Here is a 16,770-nt window from a genome sequence, read left to right as displayed (position 1 = left end):
TTTATCTTCATTGTTGTATTCATTTTAAAGTTTTACATTGATACCAAATGAAATTGTCTTCATAGCCGGATAACGGAAAGAAGCCATACCACTGACCGGTTGTTCCGGGTCAAGTCCCTGCTGTTTGCTGAATGTCAGCATATTTTCAGCTTGCACAAAGACGCTTGCATCTTTCAGAGTCAGCGGGTGTAACCATTTCTTCGGTAAGTTATAGTTGAGTGTTATTGTTTTTAAACGAAGGAAAGAGCGGTCTACCAGCCAACGTGTAGAAGAAGAGGTAAACTTGCTTGTCCCATCCTGTGTCAACCGGGGAATATCTGTATTTGTATTTTCCGGTGTCCAGCGGTTCAGAAGCTCTTTACTCATACTATCCCCGTTACCACCGTTTACTCTCATCAGCATCGTTATATCATTATTATAGATTTTTCCACCGATACCATAAGAGAACAACATAGATAACGACAGGTCTTTCCATGTAAGGTCCGATTGGAAACCACCACTCAATTTCGGTAAAGAGCTACCGGCTTTCACTTTCTTATCAGAAGTCAGAGCCGAATAATCATTGGTCAAATGCCTCGTACCGTCAGCGTCATAATAAGCCCATTGCGCATCTCCGGTTTCGGGATCTACACCACCCCATTCATACAACCAGAAGTCATACAATGAACCGCCTTGTACCCATTTCTTGCTGCCTTGCCACATTACTTCCGTAGGTAATTGCACTATTTTATTTTTATAAGTCGTCATATTTACCGACAACCGCCATGTCCAGTCACGAGTCAACACAGGTGTAGCATTCACAGTAAACTCCCAACCGTAGTTTTTCAATTTACCAATATTGGCATCAATGGAACTGAAACCGGAAGAAGGTACCAAATCACGGTTGAACAGCAAATCTTTGGACGCACGGTTAAAATATTCAATCGTACCATTGATACGGTTATTCAAGAAGCCGAAGTCCAAACCGATATTAAAGTTCAGATTCGTTTCCCACGACAAATCAGGAGTTGCCAGACGGGAAGCGTGAAGGGTAGTCTCACCCAGGAAGCTACCGATATCGTATAATTCCTGATAAGCATAATAACCTACATTGTCATTACCTTGAGCACCATAACTGGCACGAAGACTCAGGTTTGACAGCCATCTGTCGGCGACACTTTTCATAAAAGACTCCTGATGGATTTTCCAGGAAGCACCGAACGACCAGAATGTTCCCCAACGGTTGTCGGGATGAAAACGTGACGATCCGTCGGTACGCATGGATGCTGATAAGAAATAACGCTGGTTGAAAGAATATTCGGCACTACCGAAATAACTCATCAACTTATACTGATCGCTGTTGCCACTGAAACCTGTCAATGTAGAAGCTGCATCCGGCTCAAAAAAGCCGTCAGTTATGACGCCGGTACGTGAACCGCCAAAGTTGGAAGTATTGTATTCATAATACTCTTGTCCCGCCATCAAATGGACACTGTGGATACCTTTAAAAATATGCGTCCAGTTCACCACGTTGTTGAAAGTCATACCCGTAGTGCGGTAATTGCGCTTGCTAACCGAACCAACCAACGGTTCTTTTCCATAAGTAGGATTCGAGTAATCGTGCGAAAACTTACTGTTGTAATCTATACTCAAAGAGGTTTTGTAAGTTAATCCTTTAATGGGAGTAATCTGCAAATATCCACGTACTGAAGCCGCATCTCGCTTTATCTCATTTTTGTCATAAGGCATGGATTGGACAAAATTATAACCGCGATAAGAACTTTTACGATAGTTTCCATAGTCATAGATTTTATTTCCATCGTCACCCCGCAAATATTCGCCTGTATCAGGATTCCGCTCATATACCGGATAAAAAGAAGGTAATGAACGTGCAGCCAATACGATGTTACCAATTGCGGTATCATTCTGCTTCGGATAATCCTGAACAGAATGAGTGCCCGAAACATTCAAGCCGACTTGTAGCCAATCACGCAAATCGGAAGTGATATTGGAACGTAGTGTATAACGCTTGAAACCTGAACAGATATATGCGCCCTGATCGTTCAGATAACCCAGCGAGAAGTAATATTTCGTTTTCTTACTTCCACCTGAGATTCGGGCACTCAAATCCGTATAGTGCGCATCTTGCGTCAAAGCATCCTCCCAACTGTCATCCCACAGCGGGGTAGCTCCTGCTACCAATTTACCATCTACGCCAACCGGCTGGCCATATTTGCTTCCATAAGGATTAATACCAATAGTAGATATCAACTCGGATGAAGATCTCTGCGCAGCATCTTCTGCCGAATGACCATCATCCATATATTTATTGCGCATAGCTTCCCATTGCAGCATAAAATAATCATTGGTACCTAACTGGTCGTAGTCTCTTACCGCACGGCTTGAGAAACCATACTTGGCGGACAATTCGATAACCGGAGCAGAGTCAACGCCCTGTTTGGTGGTAATCATAATTACACCGTTTGCAGCACGTGAACCGTACAACGTAGCAGCCGCAGCATCTTTCAACACAGTGATAGAAGCAATATCCTGTGAAGAGATGGAAGACAAAGCGCCGTCATAAGGAACACCGTCTACTACGTAAAGCGGATTGGTAGACGCATTGGCCGACCCGATGCCACGAATATAAATACTGGCGTCTTCTCCGGGTTGTCCGCTCGTTGAGAATGATTGTAAGCCTGCCACACTGCCCTGCAATGCTTTCGAGACACTACTGACTTGTGATGAGGCAATCAATTTTTTATCAACGACTCCTGCGGAACCGGTGAAAGTAGATTTTTTAACTGTGCCATAAGGTACAGTAATGACTACCTCATCAACAGCCAGAGATGTTTCTTTCATCCCTACATTGATAGTTGTACGTCCTTTCACCGGAACTTCCATCGTTTCATAGCCGATATACGAAAAGACAAGAGTTTCTTTTCCAGATACTTTTAACAAGTAATTGCCATCAATTGAGGTAATCGTACCTTGTTGCCCATTACTGCCTTTCACAACAATGGTCACACCTGCCATTCCCTCTCCGTGAGCAGTAACCTTCCCTCGTACTGTGACATCTTGCGCATAAATAGCCATACACAAGAATAACGCACAAAAAGTTCCGATAACTTTAATAGGAACAGCATTCAAACAATAAAATAAAGAATTGGGAGCTTTGTAATTCATCTGCGTGTTATTTGTAGCTTATAGCCTCCCCAGATTGAGCGGTAAATATAAAAAAGGCATGGGAGTCTGTACTTTTGCTTATCCCGAACTCAGGCTCTCGCATTGCCCATCTACAAGGATAAACAACGCCAGCTAGCCCACGCCAAGATGAGATATACAGAACACTACACAAAGCATAGTGTTTGATAAAACATCCTCAGTGGACGCTTTCCGTTGCCTTATCTTCTTGTAGATTTCAAATTTGCGAGATTTGAGTTCAGAAGATAACGTTTGGTAAACGCCTTTCTTAAATAAGAAAAATATCCCACCGCCCCCGCTGGGGCTAGCTGGATGCTGCAAATATAGAGAGTTAAATTAAGACAGACAAACTTTATTTCACTTTTCTTATTTCTTTTCTGTCAGGCAACTTTTCCCAATACCTTATATATAAATAGAACAAAAAAACAGGAGAGCTTATTACCACTCTCCCGTTTCATTATGAAAATCACGTGAACCGACCGGATCTTCGTCATCATCGCCACAAGAACATACACTAAACGATAACAGCACTACTGACTACTGCCATACATACAGCCATTTTTCATAAAATTTGCTTCATAATACATTCATTTTACTAATTGTACATACTAAATAATCATTCATTCTCAACATTCATTCAAGAAAACCTCATTCATAAACTAAGTTAATATCATTAGTCACAAAATCAATCTCCCAATGAGTGCCTTCTCCACTCTCCCACTGATAATACTCCGCCATACGATTCCACCAGTCCTGAAACTTGGATCCAGTCTCTCCCAAGTCTTTCACTAATTTTTCATATAAAGCATCATTATCAGCAGATACAATTTTAGCCAATTCATTCAAGCCATTCTGACGTTCAAAGAGCTGTTGAATTTCACTCTTCTCTTCCTCCGTCACTTTTCCAACTACTTTTTTCATTTCTTTCCTATATCAAAAGGATCCAGATACGTTATTTCTTTTATTTCCACATTATTCATGTAAGTACTCCCTGATTGGCGGATAACAGCCAATAATGCACGTGCCTCATTTCGTTCCAGATGCGAAACAACACATTGTTCATGCGAAGGAGTATTTACTTCCAACGTAGTTTTCCTGTTTAGATAAATACAACGTTTACACTGATAAGCATCACAGATACGGCACAGAGGAGCATAATCCAAACGATAAAGTTGTGCATTCTTGATGTCAAGACCTTTTTTCAAATCTCCTATGGCAGCTTCTTCACCTTCCAGATAAAAAGCCGGACAAACATAAAACTTCCCATCAGGTGCCAATGTTATGCTTTCCCATCCGGCATTGCAGTTATTCATCCTGTCTAACATGATACGGTCAGTCAGCAGATTAAGTTGCGGATTCCCTCCCTGAACATAACATAATGCAATCATCTTCGAAACAGTTTGTAATACTTGCTTGTAAATAGTAAAGTCTACATCTGTAAAGTCTGCTATATCAGTAAATATGATATTTAAACGATGGCACTTATATCCGACCCGACACTAGATAGTCGGGTCATAACAAAAAGTTATATTAACAATTTAAAAACAAAGATTATGGAAAAGAAAGAAGAATTATTGGAAAGATTAGTAAATGGAATTGAGTTGCAAAACAAATTACTTGCTATGCAATTAGCTAAAGAAGTTGGTATTTATGGATTTAATATGATTGAAGAAGAAGAAAAAAGAATATCAACGCTAGAAGAAAGGGCTGATATTCTTTTAAAAAGAAGCTATTTAAAGCGTTAATCCATATCGTTTGCACTTTTTATTTGCTCTGTACACTTTACTATTACCTTCATTTCTTCTATATCAATATCTACATCTATATATTCATTAGCAGAAAAATAAAGTTTACATCTATTCTTAGATGAAGGCATTACATATGCTATTTGTTCTATATTCACAGGCATATATGCATATTCTGCATCTTTTAAACCTGATGGAAATACTGGTAATTCAATAAATTTGCTCATATTCTTGTAGTTTTAATGGTTATTACTTCGGGCAAATTTACTGTTTATAGTTTATAAACGGTAATAGTTCTGTATGTTCTGCAAGGATGTTTTTTAGCATCCTTGCGAAGAACCTCTCTGAAAATTTGTGGCAAATTGTTTGCTAATACCGTTGATTTTTAATATGTTTGAATAGATAAAAATTTGACGTTATGAAAACCTATTTTACTCTTTTAACTCTATCTGAAAACTTTCCCGATGAAGAAAGTTGCATCAGGTATTTTGAGAAGATGCGTTGGGACGGCAAGGTAGTATCACCATTTGACCTAACGTCTAAGGTTTATAAATGTAGTAATGGGAAATATAAGTGCAAGAATACCGGACGATATTTCGATGTAAAAACCGGAACAGCATTTGCCAATACTAAACTGCCTATGAGAGCTTGGTTCTATGCTATGATGTTATTCTTGTCACATAAGAGAGGAGTTTCATCATGTCAATTGGCTAGAGATTTAGGCATAACTCAAAAAACAGCGTGGAATATGCTTCATAAAATTAGGCAATATATGGAGATGGAGAATAGTCATACATTATCCGGTGAGGTTGAGATAGACGAAACATTTGTGGGCGGAAAGAACGGAAATCGTCATAAAGATAAGAAAGTAGAGAGATGTCAAGGACGTAGCTACAAAGATAAAGTTCCTGTATTTGGAATACGAGAAAGAAATGGGAAAACTATAGCTAAAGTAGTTCCTAACATTCATGGAAATACACTACTTTCTATCGTAAATGAATATGTAAAAGAAGGAAGTGTTGTTTATACAGATGGAGCTGGGTATCCAGGTATTAATATTGATTATGAGCAAAGAGATGTAGACCATAGCAAACACTTTTATGGTACAACATATGCTACTAATGAAGGTGAAATAATCGTTGTTAGTACAAATGGTATCGAAAATGTTTGGTCTCATTTTGACAGAATGATGTTAGGAACGTATATTCGAGTAAGCAGAAAACATTTGCAAAAGTATATTGATGAATTTATTTTCCGATTTAACACTCGGAATTTTACCGATTCTCAAAGATTTAATTTACTTTTGCGTAATGTTGCTTAATTATGGGAAAGAAGAAAAAACAAGAAGAAATAAGATTAGAGGATATTAAGACAATGCAATTTAATATCAACCTCTCTGTACCTAAAGAAGCGTTTGATGAATTGCTTCGGAGGATGGCGCATCTTGAAAGCAAAGATACACCTAAAGAGGATGAATCTAAAGATAAGAAAGAAAAGAAGAAGGACTAACCGTTTGTAATTTATGAAGTTATTCTTATATTTGCAGCGTATCATCGAATAGGTGGTACGCTTTTTATGATAATATAGCTCAATCGTCCCTGAATCACCACCTCAAGAATGAACGAGTTATATATTACACACGTTGAGGAATCAGCATAGACGCAGATTTCTTGCTCAGTGTGTAATGGCTTGTGGTGAGCCAAGGGGCGTGGAGCAATTATCTGCGTCTTTTCATATATATGCGTATGGTTATTGCTAACTAAGTCGAAACATTATTATTTAGTATTAACCAATAAACACACAATTATTATGGCAATTATTTTAATTATTATCTGTTTTGCTCTTGTACCTATTTTGATTATCTTGTTTGCTAATTCTTTAGGAAATAACATGAGTATAGAAAAGGAAACCACATCATGGAAAAGGAATCTACGAGAAATTTATGGTTATGAAACACTAGAGATTAAAACCACAAGCAATTCGTATATAGATAAGGAATCTATAATTTTAGTATATGATAAACATGAGACTATTATTATGAATAGTAGAGCTTATAAATATTCAGATATTATTGATTTCAACATTAATAATCAAAAGTCATATAAAACATCTACATCTACAGGCAGTATGGTTGGAAGAAGCATCGTGGGAGGACTATTGTTTGGAGGTGTAGGTGTGTTGGCGGGTGCTACTACTGGAAATAAAACTACTAATTCAGAGATAACGGAATATAAAATCAATGTAATTATGAGAGATATGAGCAATCCAGTTATTAATTGCATATTTGACAACGAACGTGATGCGCAAAAAATGATAGCAGTGCTGAAAAATATTATTGATTATAATGAGAAAATAGAAAAATAATTGCTATCTTAGCAGTCGAAAAAGAAACATGCTCTTTCCAGTTAACACCAACTAGAAAGAGCTTTTTATTTATAACTAAAAGTTATGGCACACGGCTAGGTGTTGAGTCGTATATAAGTGCCTAAACGATATATCCTTGGTAGAATACAATCTAAAGACAAATACTTATCAAAGAAATCCTTTTTTGATGTTCGAAGCACATAAGTTCGACCTGGAGCAAACTGATAACTTAAAAATGTGCTCCAATCATTGAAAACAACCACATCTGCTTCTTCCTGACAACCGACGGGGACAATCTTGCTATGGTCAATAGATTCGATAGTTTCCTTATATTCATCAGGAAGTCCGTAATCGGGATACACAAACTGAATCGACAGGTTTTCTTTCATAGCAAAAAATATACCTGCTTTTAAATCATCCAAAGCTATCAGCCTACGTGCCTTATCATTATTTTCATAATAACAAAAAGACGTACTTGTATCGTCTAATTGTATAATCAGATATTGAATCATAGCGTTAACAAATTACACTGTTTGACTTCTTTTGCTTCTTCTCAAACTCATCACATTCACCTTCCAATTCCAGCTTACGGAAAAGTTTGTTCCAGTAATAGTTATTGGCATGAACGCGCGCCTTGTGCATTTTGCAGATAGCAGTACTCCGCTGATAAATGGTTGGAGTGTCAGCAGCATCGTAGTTCTCACCTTGACACCATGCACAGCCACTAGCTACCTCACAATCAATACATTCTTTCGCACTCTGCGTACAACGGTCAAGAGTTAAGAATGGACGAAGCTTGTTTTTGTCAATGCCGTCATGAATATTTCCGATAATCCATGCTTTCTTACTACGCAAAGAGTATTGGGCAAAACGAGTACAAGGATAGAAATTACCCACTGCATCCACAGCAAGCATCATACCGGCTCCACACCAATTCTGATTATCCAATACACAATCCATAGGTTTGCCTATATGCTCTGTAAAAAACGAACAAGTGTAATCCTGATAATATCCTCCATCTATAATAGCATCGGCCAGTTGTATAAGCTGTTCCTCAAAAAGAGCCTCATCTCCTTGTTTCCAGACAGGTTCAAAAACACAGTTTATATTAACTTCGTGTATGCCAATACTATACAGGTGGAGAACACTTTCTTTAATATAAGGAATATCCGCACTACTGATAGTCACTTTCGTTCCTGCATTTGGAAATTGCTCCAGCCATAACGGTATATTACGTACCACATCTTTGTAAGAACCTTTATCCGTAATTTTATACACACGGTTCAGGTCATGCTTCATCTCCGTACCGTCTATAGTGATGCCGATACTTAAATGCCCTCTATTCTTCTTGATAAAATTCTGCACTTTCACTTCATGGTAATTAATGCCATTGGTAGAGAATGAGAAACGATAGGAGTTGAACCAATGATGGTTTCGCCGGAACATTTCTATCTTAATATAGTCACAAATTCTATCTATCAAATCTATTTCCAAAAAGGGTTCTCCTCCGATAAAATCCCAAACAACGGATTCTTCCCGGAATTCTTCTTCCCGTTCCAAAATATAGTCAACAGCCTGCTTTGCTATCTCCCAAGGCATACGTTCTTTCGCATTCTTGCCTACAAGATAGCAATATTTACAAGCAAGCTGGCAGTCTTTTGTGACAATGAATGTGATGTTCTTGTCCATGCCGGACTGCCAACCTGCATCTTGTTCTTTTATCTTCATCGAACTGTTAATTATTATTCGTTCGTGAGCATGTACTCTTACAAGTTTTATAACATGATCCTTTACAACTTGTGTTACAGCTAGAAGGTACATGAATAGCTAATGCCTTACACGTTGATGCACAATTCCTTGTACATACTGATTTACAATTGCCCTTGCAACTTCCACCGCTACTACTGCCACCTCCTTCGCCACCTTCAACTAGAGGTTCATCAATTTCACATGAAGTGAGAATACCTGGTAATGCAGTCAATGCTATTGCCGGAAGTACAAGTCCTGCCGCTTTCTTAAAGAACTGTCTTCTGGAAATTAGTTCGTCGTTGTTATTTTTCTTTTTCATAAATATAATCCTTTAAATATTAGAAATAAAAACCTGTCTTTACATAAAAATGAGAAGAGCCTTTCTCTTTTCCAAATCTCTGCAAGCCGCAACTAAGAGTGAACTTTTTGTACTTTATTCCCGGCCCGAATTCGCAATAGAAAGAAGTTTTGCCACCTGACGGTTTCAGCGAGTGTCCTGCACCCAATGCCAAATCCACGAATGGTGAAAAGTCAGAGGTCACAGGATAAAAGCCCCGCAAATCGACGTAACCCGTCATGGCAAAACGCAAACCCTGCCCCTTGTAATAATGCGTCAACATATGAGCATCTACACCAATTGATGTCTGAAGATAATCCCCCCACATGATTCCATGAAGCATTCCCAACATGGCACGGGCAGAATAAGTCTTCACATCGTTCACTGTCGAACTCGTTCCATAACCAATATGCATCCCTCCTGCATATTTAGGTGTCCAATCGATTGCATGGCACAACGAAGGAAACACAGCCAGCATAAAGCAAAACAGTCCGACTTTCTTTAAGAACCGACTATGCAAGCCGTTTCTCTGTTTCTGATTCTTTTTCATAAATAATTAATTTAAGTGAATACTAATGTTAGTTCAATACTATTTGATTTCTCGTACAAGCATTCCCGGATAAAAATCGCCACCACTAACCTTGACAAAAGTTGTAGCTTTCAAATCAGCTCCATAAGCCCCCTCTTCCGCTGCCATATAACGGTTATCCCATATTTTATCGGCAACAGGTTTAATAATGCCCATCCGTTTGTATTCAATCTTACCCTCTACTTCCCTGGCTTCAAGAACTTCAAATCTGGAACTTTTGTCGATGCCTTCTTTTTTTCCTATCTGCACAGTAATAGCCGGCTCCACATTCAAGACTGGAGCTTTTATTTTAAACTGTTCATATTTCTTTTGTAAGTCAGCCACATTTTCATCAATAGCCCGTTGGCAGGCTTTGCGAATCATCACCAAAGGTTCTTCTTCTTTTATACCCAAGAAAGACGTTTTAGCACCACTGGATTCCACTTCACCAACATATTTCATCTGAAACGTCCCTCGATTTTTCTCGAAAGCCAACCTCTTTTGTTCATCCGCTTTTCCCGAATAGTAAAGAGTATAAAACTGATTTGCAACTTCTTCATTCCATAGCAGTTGATAAAGACGAGTATGTATTTTCACAGAGAAGCCCTTCAGTGTAGCTATAATATCACCATAATTTTGTCCCAATTTTACATAATCGCTATTGCCGGTGGCCATTCCGGCAACACCGCCAAGTACAGTCAAAGCCAGTCCCCATGTTTTGGCACGGGCGTTTTTATCTATATAGCGAACCTCATTTACCAATAAGTAGGTATTTCCTATTAAATCCTCTCCAGCATCTTGCAACATGGCTATCCCTCTCTTTGAGCGCTTTGCCAGTTCCTTATCAAATTCAGACGCATTATAAAGACCACGTTCTTTTACCAGTTCCATGTCACACTCTCCCGTTAGAATGTTCCTATTAAACCATTTCCCTACAAGTCGGCTGGCTATATGGTTACGATTGATAAAGTCCGTAATATCCTCTGTATATTTTCCTTTACAGTCTACGACAACAGCATTTATACTCAACCCATGATCATTGTATTTATCAGGAACGGGAATCGCCAGGAACTGCTCTTTTATCTCGTCACAGAAGTCCTGTTCGCTATGGCTTACAAGTATGCTATAGATAGAACTACGACGATATTTCATATCTTGTTGAACGGTTTCCTGTGCCCCAGACTCAGAAAACACGAACGTTACCAATAGTACCGTTATCAAAAGTCTTACTTTTCTCATTTCTTTATTCTTTAATAGTCCCACATATCATTTTCAATAGTCCCTGCCAATTCACATTTATTGCGCTCCTGATTGTTTCTAATCATAAATTTGTAAGTATCGATTTCTGTCCATACTCCCATTTTTTGATTGAGCATCTGCGAATAAGCCTTCATTGCCAAGCTTCCATTTGGCATTATACAAGGAATCAAGACTTTACCGTCAGAAGAAATACAACCGACCTTATTGTTCTTGTCCCAGACTACTGCAACTCCCTCAAAATCCTTATTAAAGTTTCTAAAGCCCGTATATCCAGTATTAAAGGCTATTTGATTTGTTTCGGTTGACAGGCAGTACCACAAACCTTTGTTTTCTTTCTGCACCCACATTAGTTTTGGTTTCCATTCTTCCTTTGCGGCTGTATTATTCCACTTACATTCCACAGCCATCTTATTATCCGGTTCTATTTCGCCCCAACCGGATTTTGTTCGCACGCTAGCCCAACCATATTTAAATGATTGTGCAGATTCATACATAGCCGGAATAGCAAATTCCCCTTTTTTATCAAGGAATCCATACAACCCGCCTTTATTCTTTTGTGCACACATAAGTCCTTCACTTACAGGACTGATCAGATTATAAGAAGGAGATATGATTTCATGCCCGAGGCTATCTATAATGCCGCATTTATCACCATTCTTGACTACATACACGCTCTCCCTCATAGGAAGAATCAAACTATAATCTTTAGAAATCTTACGACCTTCTTTATCTATCAGATATTGTTCTTTATGAGTAGCGATAACAGCATTTCCCTTTTCAAAAGGAGTGACCACCTCAACGTCTATCCAATCCTTAAAAAGTAATTTGCCCGATTCTATAGTATAATAATTAGACTGAACTCTTTTCTTCTTCTCACGAGCTACAGTAATAAATCCATTATTAGGGCTATAAGCCAAATCATACTTATCCGGTGGCAGCAACATTGTACCATTCCCATCAAATATGCCTATTTTATGAAAAAACTTCTCATTCGACTTATGATAATTATATTTATGCATTTCTCCATTCAGACTAGAGAAACCAAACTTATTAGATACTACAATGTAAGTGTTTTCAGTCATGGATAACTTGCTAAACTTTTTCGGAGACAGGAAACTATATGTCAACAATTCAAAGCTACCACATTCTTCCGCTAATTTCCGGTCTGCCTCTGACATTTTCTCCAGATATGACTCATTCAGCTCTTTCGTATGGCTCTCCACATATTCTTTCGTTTTCGAAAAATCAAACTCGGAAGATACATCAAAACTAAACTTAAATATATTAGGAGTGTACCGCATTAACGCATAACCGTCTTTCCTTATTTTTCTAAGTTGCTTGATGTATTCCGGATCATTATAAATTGAAGCCATCAATGGATTCGCATCCGGTGCTAACTCGTCAAAAACTCCGATAGCTTTGTATTTTACAGGAACGACAAGGTCGCCATTGCGTTTGTACACACCAAACTTTCCGCCTTTCACAACATCCTTGTTCTTTTTCTTATCAAATTTGCCACCTTCGTTTACCCAACAATATCCACGTTCGTTGAAGGTTCCGACCGCAGTATATTTACAAGGAATAAAAACATGGAAACTATCATCTATATAACCATATTTTCCGCCTTTCATTACATAGGCAAGACCATCCTTAAACAGACCAATCTCGTCATAATCAGCTTTCATAATAATATCTCCCCGCCGATTGATATACCCCCATTTTGCGCCGGTGAGAATACCGTCTTTTACACTTCCGCCTTCCGCAATTTTGCAATAATCGCCATTCCACTCGTACATCTCCGAGTACTTAATCTTTATTGCCTCTTTGCCTTTTGTATCAATATATCCCCACTTCTCCCCTTTTTTAACTTTCGCCTTACCATCTATAAAAGGATAAGCCTCCTTGAATTTGTAATCAATTACTTTCTTGCCGTCAAGGTCTACATATCCCCATTTCCCTTTCCCGTTTTGTTCGGGAATAAGAGTTTGCGCATTCAAAATTGATGTCCCCATCACTAGATAGAAAACAATCATCCAACAAATACGATTCATATTATCAGTCTTTTAGTTATATACTATTTTATCACATTAATCTCCGTCTGCTGTCCTTTGCCGTAAGCCATTCCGATTTCCTTTGCAGCATTTATCTGTTCTTTTACCAAATCAACGTTGTCGTCATAAACCTTCATTTCATGTTGTACCTCTACCTGTACCCGTCCTTTTATCTCGGCATAAAGTGATTCAGCCTTAGAATAAGCAGAAGACTTAGGATCTATCAAAGACAACCAATAGCAAGCTTCCCCGGCAGCAGCCCCTGTTTGATTGGCTGTCCATATCCTACGGGCTTTCTTCAAATAATTCTCACCTATTTTATCCCGTGCTTTCGGATAAATGGCTATTATCTCACGAGTCACTTCATCATACCGGTTACAACATTCCGGCACAGAAGCCAGCAAGTTAAAAGCCTCTTCATACTTTTCCAGACCACCCAACCGATGTGCCTGTGACACAATCTGCGCCGTATGCTGATTGTAATAGGCCAAAACTTTACCTTTTGCTCCTTTGATGAAATCCAGTAATTTCTTGTTTTGCGGATTTATCAACCGTATGGCATTCTGCATGGCTTTCGCCTCTGTGGCACCTGCCCCTCTTACATTGACAACCTGAGTTGCCATAATTTTCATACCTGCCCTATCCACCAGTTTGAGGATAATGTCACATTGGCAAGTCGCACTTGCCGGAATAGTAGGCACAGCCTCATTCTGCATTCCTACGACATCTGCCGTAAGAAAGAACTGAGTATAAAAGAAATCGGATGAAATTCCTTGGGAAGCAACCAACTGTTCCATTTTAGAACGCAAATATTCTTGCTGCACTTCATTCATCCCGTCAATACGCTCCGCCATTAACACAGCGATAGGAGTGTCACATTCCTCTTGCGCTGATATTCCATTGAAAGACATCAGCAACACAATAAATACACCTATAATCTTTTTCATAATATTCTCTATTTATCCCCTATAATCAATTGACATCTTCCCAACCCGTGAGGAATCACCTTACAAGTGAGATTATATGGTGGTTTGCGCAACATCTTCCTCAATTCCTTCACAAAATCTTCCGTATCTATCGCCTTACCGTTTTCATTTACCATTGGAATTCGAACCTGATTGAACATGGCAAAATTCTCCGAGCCTTCTGTTTTCAAGAACCGTCCTTTTACACAATGCTTCTCCAGCCATTCTTCAATCACATCAATCAACTCATTTTCACCGTACTCGGTTTCCAAATCAACTCCTGCTCCCGTATCGAACACATTTATATCAATAGAGACCTCTCTACCATTTTCAAACAAATTATCGAAATGCCCCTGTAACTGTGAAGTAAAATTATCCATATTGACAAGAATGGCCTCTTCAACCAATACAGGTATCTCGGCTGAGAAAGAAGGTTGCCCTGTTCCTTGTGCACCTGCAACCTGCATATTGGTGTAAGCATCTAGCCCACGCAAATTATAGGTTACCGATTTCTTCGGCCCCAACACATTCACGCTCCAGTCAACTTCCAGAATGATGTCACATTTAGCTGTTCGTTTCAAAACATCAAGTGCCGTTTCCGTCAGCACGGCACCCGAATTCTTACTCAAAGTCATGGCATTCCGAGCATTTATCATTTCCATATTTTTTATAGAAGCAGAAAGGTCTTTCAAAGGAAACCCTTTATCAGCCATCAAAATACCTATCTTAGAGATGACATTCATCAAATCCTTATCCTGCGCCAACGCTCTCTTATAGTCAGGAAGCGTTTCACTTCCCAGTTCTGTCGTTCTTTCAAACACATATCCCTTCTCATTACACCAAGGTAAACTGGGCACAACCATTAATTCTGGTTTCTTTGCTTGCCCCAATAAGTTCAGTGAAAAGAAAAGTAAGGCAAAAACATAATATATCCGTTTCATATGCTGATAGTTTATAGTTACATTTTAAAAGCCCGAAGACAATCCTCTAATTATATTATCAGCTTCCAATTGTTTGCGCAACTGATCTTTCGCCACAGAAATCACAGCACCTATTTTATATTGCCGCTTTGTAACTTTGACACGTTCAAACGTGCCTTCTACAATCGTGGCAAAATTCAAATAGGCATTTTTCTTTTCGAAAAACTCATCAAAATATTCCTTGTTTTCTTCCTCAACAGATAAGCTTTTAGCGAATGGCTTCTGACCGTTACACTTTGTGCTGCCAGTCACCCCTTTAAATATAATCCCATGAACAGCATACTTCCGGAGTGTTTCCGGCTTCAGATTAAGTTTGTTTGCATACACCCAAACTTTTACAAGGTAAGTACCTTCTACTCCATTTCCTTCACAAATGATATCATATCTCCTATCAATGTTCTGCTTCACATTCTGTCCGTACATGGATATAGACTTGATAGAAAAAAGGAATAGGGCAATAACTATCAAGTAATTACGTCGTTTCATTCCTGCTTTTTGTTTTGTCTGCTTATAGCCTCCCCGGATTGGGCAATAAATAAAAAAAGGCATGGGAGTCTGTACTGTTGCTTATCTCAGTCTCAGGCTCTCGCATTGCCCGTCTGTAAGGATAAGCAACGCAGCTAGCCCACGCCTAGATGAGATATACAGAACACAATGCATAGCATAATGTTTAATCACACCTATAGTGGACGTTCTCCGTTGCCATATCCGCTTACAGACTAAGAATTTGCGAGATTCGAGACTGAAAGATATGTTTGGTAAACGCCTTTTTTCTAAAAAATCCCCGCCGCCCCCTCTGGGGCTAGCTGGATGCTGCAAATATAGAGAGTTAAATTAAGACAGACAAACTTTATTTTAAATATCTTACTTCTTTTCTCTTATCTATCCTTTCCACAACACCTATTATACATATAAATATCCCCAATAATAACCTCCAACGAGTAATAAATGAACTAAGATGAAAAACATTCAAATGAAGTTTTATTAATAGCCAACTCCAGTCGGCTACTTAGCCAAATGCAGTTGGCTATATGGACAACTACTGTCGGCCAGATGGTCAACTGCATTCGGCCAATATCATGCTGACTATTTCAATCCGGTATTCAGTCATATTCGTTTTCTTATGTCCTCCTATATCACGGAACACCTAAGCTTTGGTTTTCGGAGCTTCTTTATGAGTGTGAACAGTGTGAAGAATGTGAAAGATGAAAAAGAGGACTTTTAATCACAGTAAACATCTGTCATACCACAACTTACGAGTCCGTGAAACTTGTGGAAAGTAAAAAGTGATTTTAAATGGTTCTTCGTCAAATTTGGTGGTACTTCTTCTATTGTGAATAAAGAATCTTGGCTCTCAGTAGTTTACTTCCTGCCCTATTGTACATCTGTCTTTTTACCGCTTTAATTTTATTCACTGTCCCCTCCAGTAATCCGTTACTGAAGGGGATATCAATAGCTGCCTGTACTGCCTCCCAGTCTTTTTCAATACCATATGCAAAGTTCGTCAGTGCCATATTCCGTGTTGCCTTCGCTTTTTCAATCCACTTTCTAATATCCTTATCATAAGT

Annotated in this window: 16 protein-coding genes and 1 pseudogene; 4 read left to right on the top strand and 13 right to left on the bottom strand. The window is 38.8% G+C overall.

The window, feature by feature from the left end:
- Positions 1-24: 24 nt before the first annotated feature.
- From RDN93_RS19360 to RDN93_RS19350, 3 genes and pseudogenes are all read right to left on the bottom strand, one after another.
- Positions 25-3,165 (bottom strand): SusC/RagA family TonB-linked outer membrane protein, encoded by a 3,141-nt coding sequence (locus RDN93_RS19360; protein WP_374047430.1) that lies wholly within the window; start codon positions 3,163-3,165, stop codon positions 25-27.
- A gap of 666 nt (positions 3,166-3,831) precedes the next feature.
- Positions 3,832-4,104 carry a CXXX repeat peptide modification system protein gene (locus RDN93_RS19355; protein WP_308747006.1) on the bottom strand — a complete coding sequence of 91 codons (273 nt, stop codon included), beginning with the start codon at positions 4,102-4,104 and terminating at the stop codon, positions 3,832-3,834.
- Positions 4,101-4,655 (bottom strand): annotated as a pseudogene (locus tag RDN93_RS19350) (CXXX repeat peptide maturase); the annotation flags it as partial. The gene RDN93_RS19355 and the pseudogene RDN93_RS19350, both read right to left, overlap by 4 nt.
- A gap of 81 nt (positions 4,656-4,736) precedes the next feature.
- On the opposite strand from RDN93_RS19350, the gene RDN93_RS19345 reads away from it, so the two are divergent.
- Entirely contained in the window at positions 4,737-4,928 is a 192-nt protein-coding gene (locus tag RDN93_RS19345) for a hypothetical protein (protein ID WP_008777659.1), read from the top strand.
- Here the strand turns inward: RDN93_RS19345 and RDN93_RS19340 are convergent.
- Positions 4,925-5,155 (bottom strand): hypothetical protein, encoded by a 231-nt coding sequence (locus RDN93_RS19340; protein WP_308747005.1) that lies wholly within the window; start codon positions 5,153-5,155, stop codon positions 4,925-4,927. The two genes, RDN93_RS19345 and RDN93_RS19340, sit on opposite strands and share 4 nt — an antisense overlap.
- A gap of 191 nt (positions 5,156-5,346) precedes the next feature.
- On the opposite strand from RDN93_RS19340, the gene RDN93_RS19335 reads away from it, so the two are divergent.
- The 3 genes from RDN93_RS19335 to RDN93_RS19325 all read left to right on the top strand — a co-directional run bounded on the left by RDN93_RS19335 (position 5,347) and on the right by RDN93_RS19325 (position 7,292).
- Positions 5,347-6,249 (top strand): IS1595 family transposase, encoded by a 903-nt coding sequence (locus RDN93_RS19335; RefSeq protein WP_308747004.1) that lies wholly within the window; start codon positions 5,347-5,349, stop codon positions 6,247-6,249.
- A gap of 2 nt (positions 6,250-6,251) precedes the next feature.
- Positions 6,252-6,437: a hypothetical protein gene (locus RDN93_RS19330; protein ID WP_308747003.1), complete on the top strand. Its 186-nt coding sequence runs from the start codon at positions 6,252-6,254 to the stop codon at positions 6,435-6,437.
- Positions 6,438-6,737: 300 nt separating this feature from the next.
- Positions 6,738-7,292, top strand: coding sequence for a hypothetical protein (locus tag RDN93_RS19325; RefSeq protein ID WP_308747002.1), 555 nt, complete (start codon positions 6,738-6,740; stop codon positions 7,290-7,292).
- A gap of 95 nt (positions 7,293-7,387) precedes the next feature.
- Here the strand turns inward: RDN93_RS19325 and RDN93_RS19320 are convergent, their stop codons facing one another.
- From RDN93_RS19320 to RDN93_RS19280, 9 genes are all read right to left on the bottom strand, one after another.
- Positions 7,388-7,804: a hypothetical protein gene (locus RDN93_RS19320; RefSeq protein WP_308747001.1), complete on the bottom strand. Its 417-nt coding sequence runs from the start codon at positions 7,802-7,804 to the stop codon at positions 7,388-7,390.
- Positions 7,805-7,808: 4 nt separating this feature from the next.
- On the bottom strand, positions 7,809-9,020 hold the full coding sequence (locus tag RDN93_RS19315; RefSeq protein ID WP_308747000.1) for a radical SAM peptide maturase, CXXX-repeat target family: 1,212 nt from the start codon (positions 9,018-9,020) through the stop codon (positions 7,809-7,811).
- Between the two features lie 359 nt (positions 9,021-9,379).
- Positions 9,380-9,928, bottom strand: a complete 549-nt coding sequence (locus tag RDN93_RS19310; protein WP_308746999.1) for a hypothetical protein — start codon at positions 9,926-9,928, stop codon at positions 9,380-9,382.
- 39 nt (positions 9,929-9,967) lie between these two features.
- Entirely contained in the window at positions 9,968-11,185 is a 1,218-nt protein-coding gene (locus tag RDN93_RS19305; RefSeq protein WP_308746998.1) for a hypothetical protein, read from the bottom strand.
- Positions 11,186-11,196: 11 nt separating this feature from the next.
- Positions 11,197-13,257, bottom strand: coding sequence for a WG repeat-containing protein (locus RDN93_RS19300; protein WP_308746997.1), 2,061 nt, complete (start codon positions 13,255-13,257; stop codon positions 11,197-11,199).
- Positions 13,258-13,280: 23 nt separating this feature from the next.
- On the bottom strand, positions 13,281-14,204 hold the full coding sequence (locus RDN93_RS19295; RefSeq protein WP_308746996.1) for a hypothetical protein: 924 nt from the start codon (positions 14,202-14,204) through the stop codon (positions 13,281-13,283).
- Positions 14,205-14,212: 8 nt separating this feature from the next.
- On the bottom strand, positions 14,213-15,163 hold the full coding sequence (locus tag RDN93_RS19290) for a DUF6175 family protein (protein WP_308746995.1): 951 nt from the start codon (positions 15,161-15,163) through the stop codon (positions 14,213-14,215).
- Between the two features lie 24 nt (positions 15,164-15,187).
- On the bottom strand, positions 15,188-15,688 hold the full coding sequence (locus tag RDN93_RS19285) for a hypothetical protein (protein ID WP_308746994.1): 501 nt from the start codon (positions 15,686-15,688) through the stop codon (positions 15,188-15,190).
- Positions 15,689-16,530: 842 nt separating this feature from the next.
- Positions 16,531-16,770, bottom strand: a 240-nt coding sequence (locus tag RDN93_RS19280) for a transposase (RefSeq protein WP_308746993.1), incomplete at its 5' end; no start/stop codon positions are given.

Origin of the sequence: uncultured Bacteroides sp. (genome assembly GCF_902491285.1) — a bacterium.
Classification (GTDB): domain Bacteria; phylum Bacteroidota; class Bacteroidia; order Bacteroidales; family Bacteroidaceae; genus Bacteroides.
Note: the sequence above shows the minus strand (reverse complement) of the source record. Positions and strands in the feature narration are given on the sequence as shown.

What these genes read in the sequence shown, in the direction of transcription:
- RDN93_RS19360 (WP_374047430.1), bottom strand. Translation starts at nt 3,165, where the DNA reads ATGAATTACAAAGCTCCCAATTCTTTATTTTATTGTTTGAATGCTGTT.
- RDN93_RS19355 (WP_308747006.1), bottom strand. Translation starts at nt 4,104, where the DNA reads ATGAAAAAAGTAGTTGGAAAAGTGACGGAGGAAGAGAAGAGTGAAATT.
- RDN93_RS19345 (WP_008777659.1), top strand. Translation starts at nt 4,737, where the DNA reads ATGGAAAAGAAAGAAGAATTATTGGAAAGATTAGTAAATGGAATTGAG.
- RDN93_RS19340 (WP_308747005.1), bottom strand. Translation starts at nt 5,155, where the DNA reads ATGAGCAAATTTATTGAATTACCAGTATTTCCATCAGGTTTAAAAGAT.
- RDN93_RS19335 (WP_308747004.1), top strand. Translation starts at nt 5,347, where the DNA reads ATGAAAACCTATTTTACTCTTTTAACTCTATCTGAAAACTTTCCCGAT.
- RDN93_RS19330 (WP_308747003.1), top strand. Translation starts at nt 6,252, where the DNA reads ATGGGAAAGAAGAAAAAACAAGAAGAAATAAGATTAGAGGATATTAAG.
- RDN93_RS19325 (WP_308747002.1), top strand. Translation starts at nt 6,738, where the DNA reads ATGGCAATTATTTTAATTATTATCTGTTTTGCTCTTGTACCTATTTTG.
- RDN93_RS19320 (WP_308747001.1), bottom strand. Translation starts at nt 7,804, where the DNA reads ATGATTCAATATCTGATTATACAATTAGACGATACAAGTACGTCTTTT.
- RDN93_RS19315 (WP_308747000.1), bottom strand. Translation starts at nt 9,020, where the DNA reads ATGAAGATAAAAGAACAAGATGCAGGTTGGCAGTCCGGCATGGACAAG.
- RDN93_RS19310 (WP_308746999.1), bottom strand. Translation starts at nt 9,928, where the DNA reads ATGAAAAAGAATCAGAAACAGAGAAACGGCTTGCATAGTCGGTTCTTA.
- RDN93_RS19305 (WP_308746998.1), bottom strand. Translation starts at nt 11,185, where the DNA reads ATGAGAAAAGTAAGACTTTTGATAACGGTACTATTGGTAACGTTCGTG.
- RDN93_RS19300 (WP_308746997.1), bottom strand. Translation starts at nt 13,257, where the DNA reads ATGAATCGTATTTGTTGGATGATTGTTTTCTATCTAGTGATGGGGACA.
- RDN93_RS19295 (WP_308746996.1), bottom strand. Translation starts at nt 14,204, where the DNA reads ATGAAAAAGATTATAGGTGTATTTATTGTGTTGCTGATGTCTTTCAAT.
- RDN93_RS19290 (WP_308746995.1), bottom strand. Translation starts at nt 15,163, where the DNA reads ATGAAACGGATATATTATGTTTTTGCCTTACTTTTCTTTTCACTGAAC.
- RDN93_RS19285 (WP_308746994.1), bottom strand. Translation starts at nt 15,688, where the DNA reads ATGAAACGACGTAATTACTTGATAGTTATTGCCCTATTCCTTTTTTCT.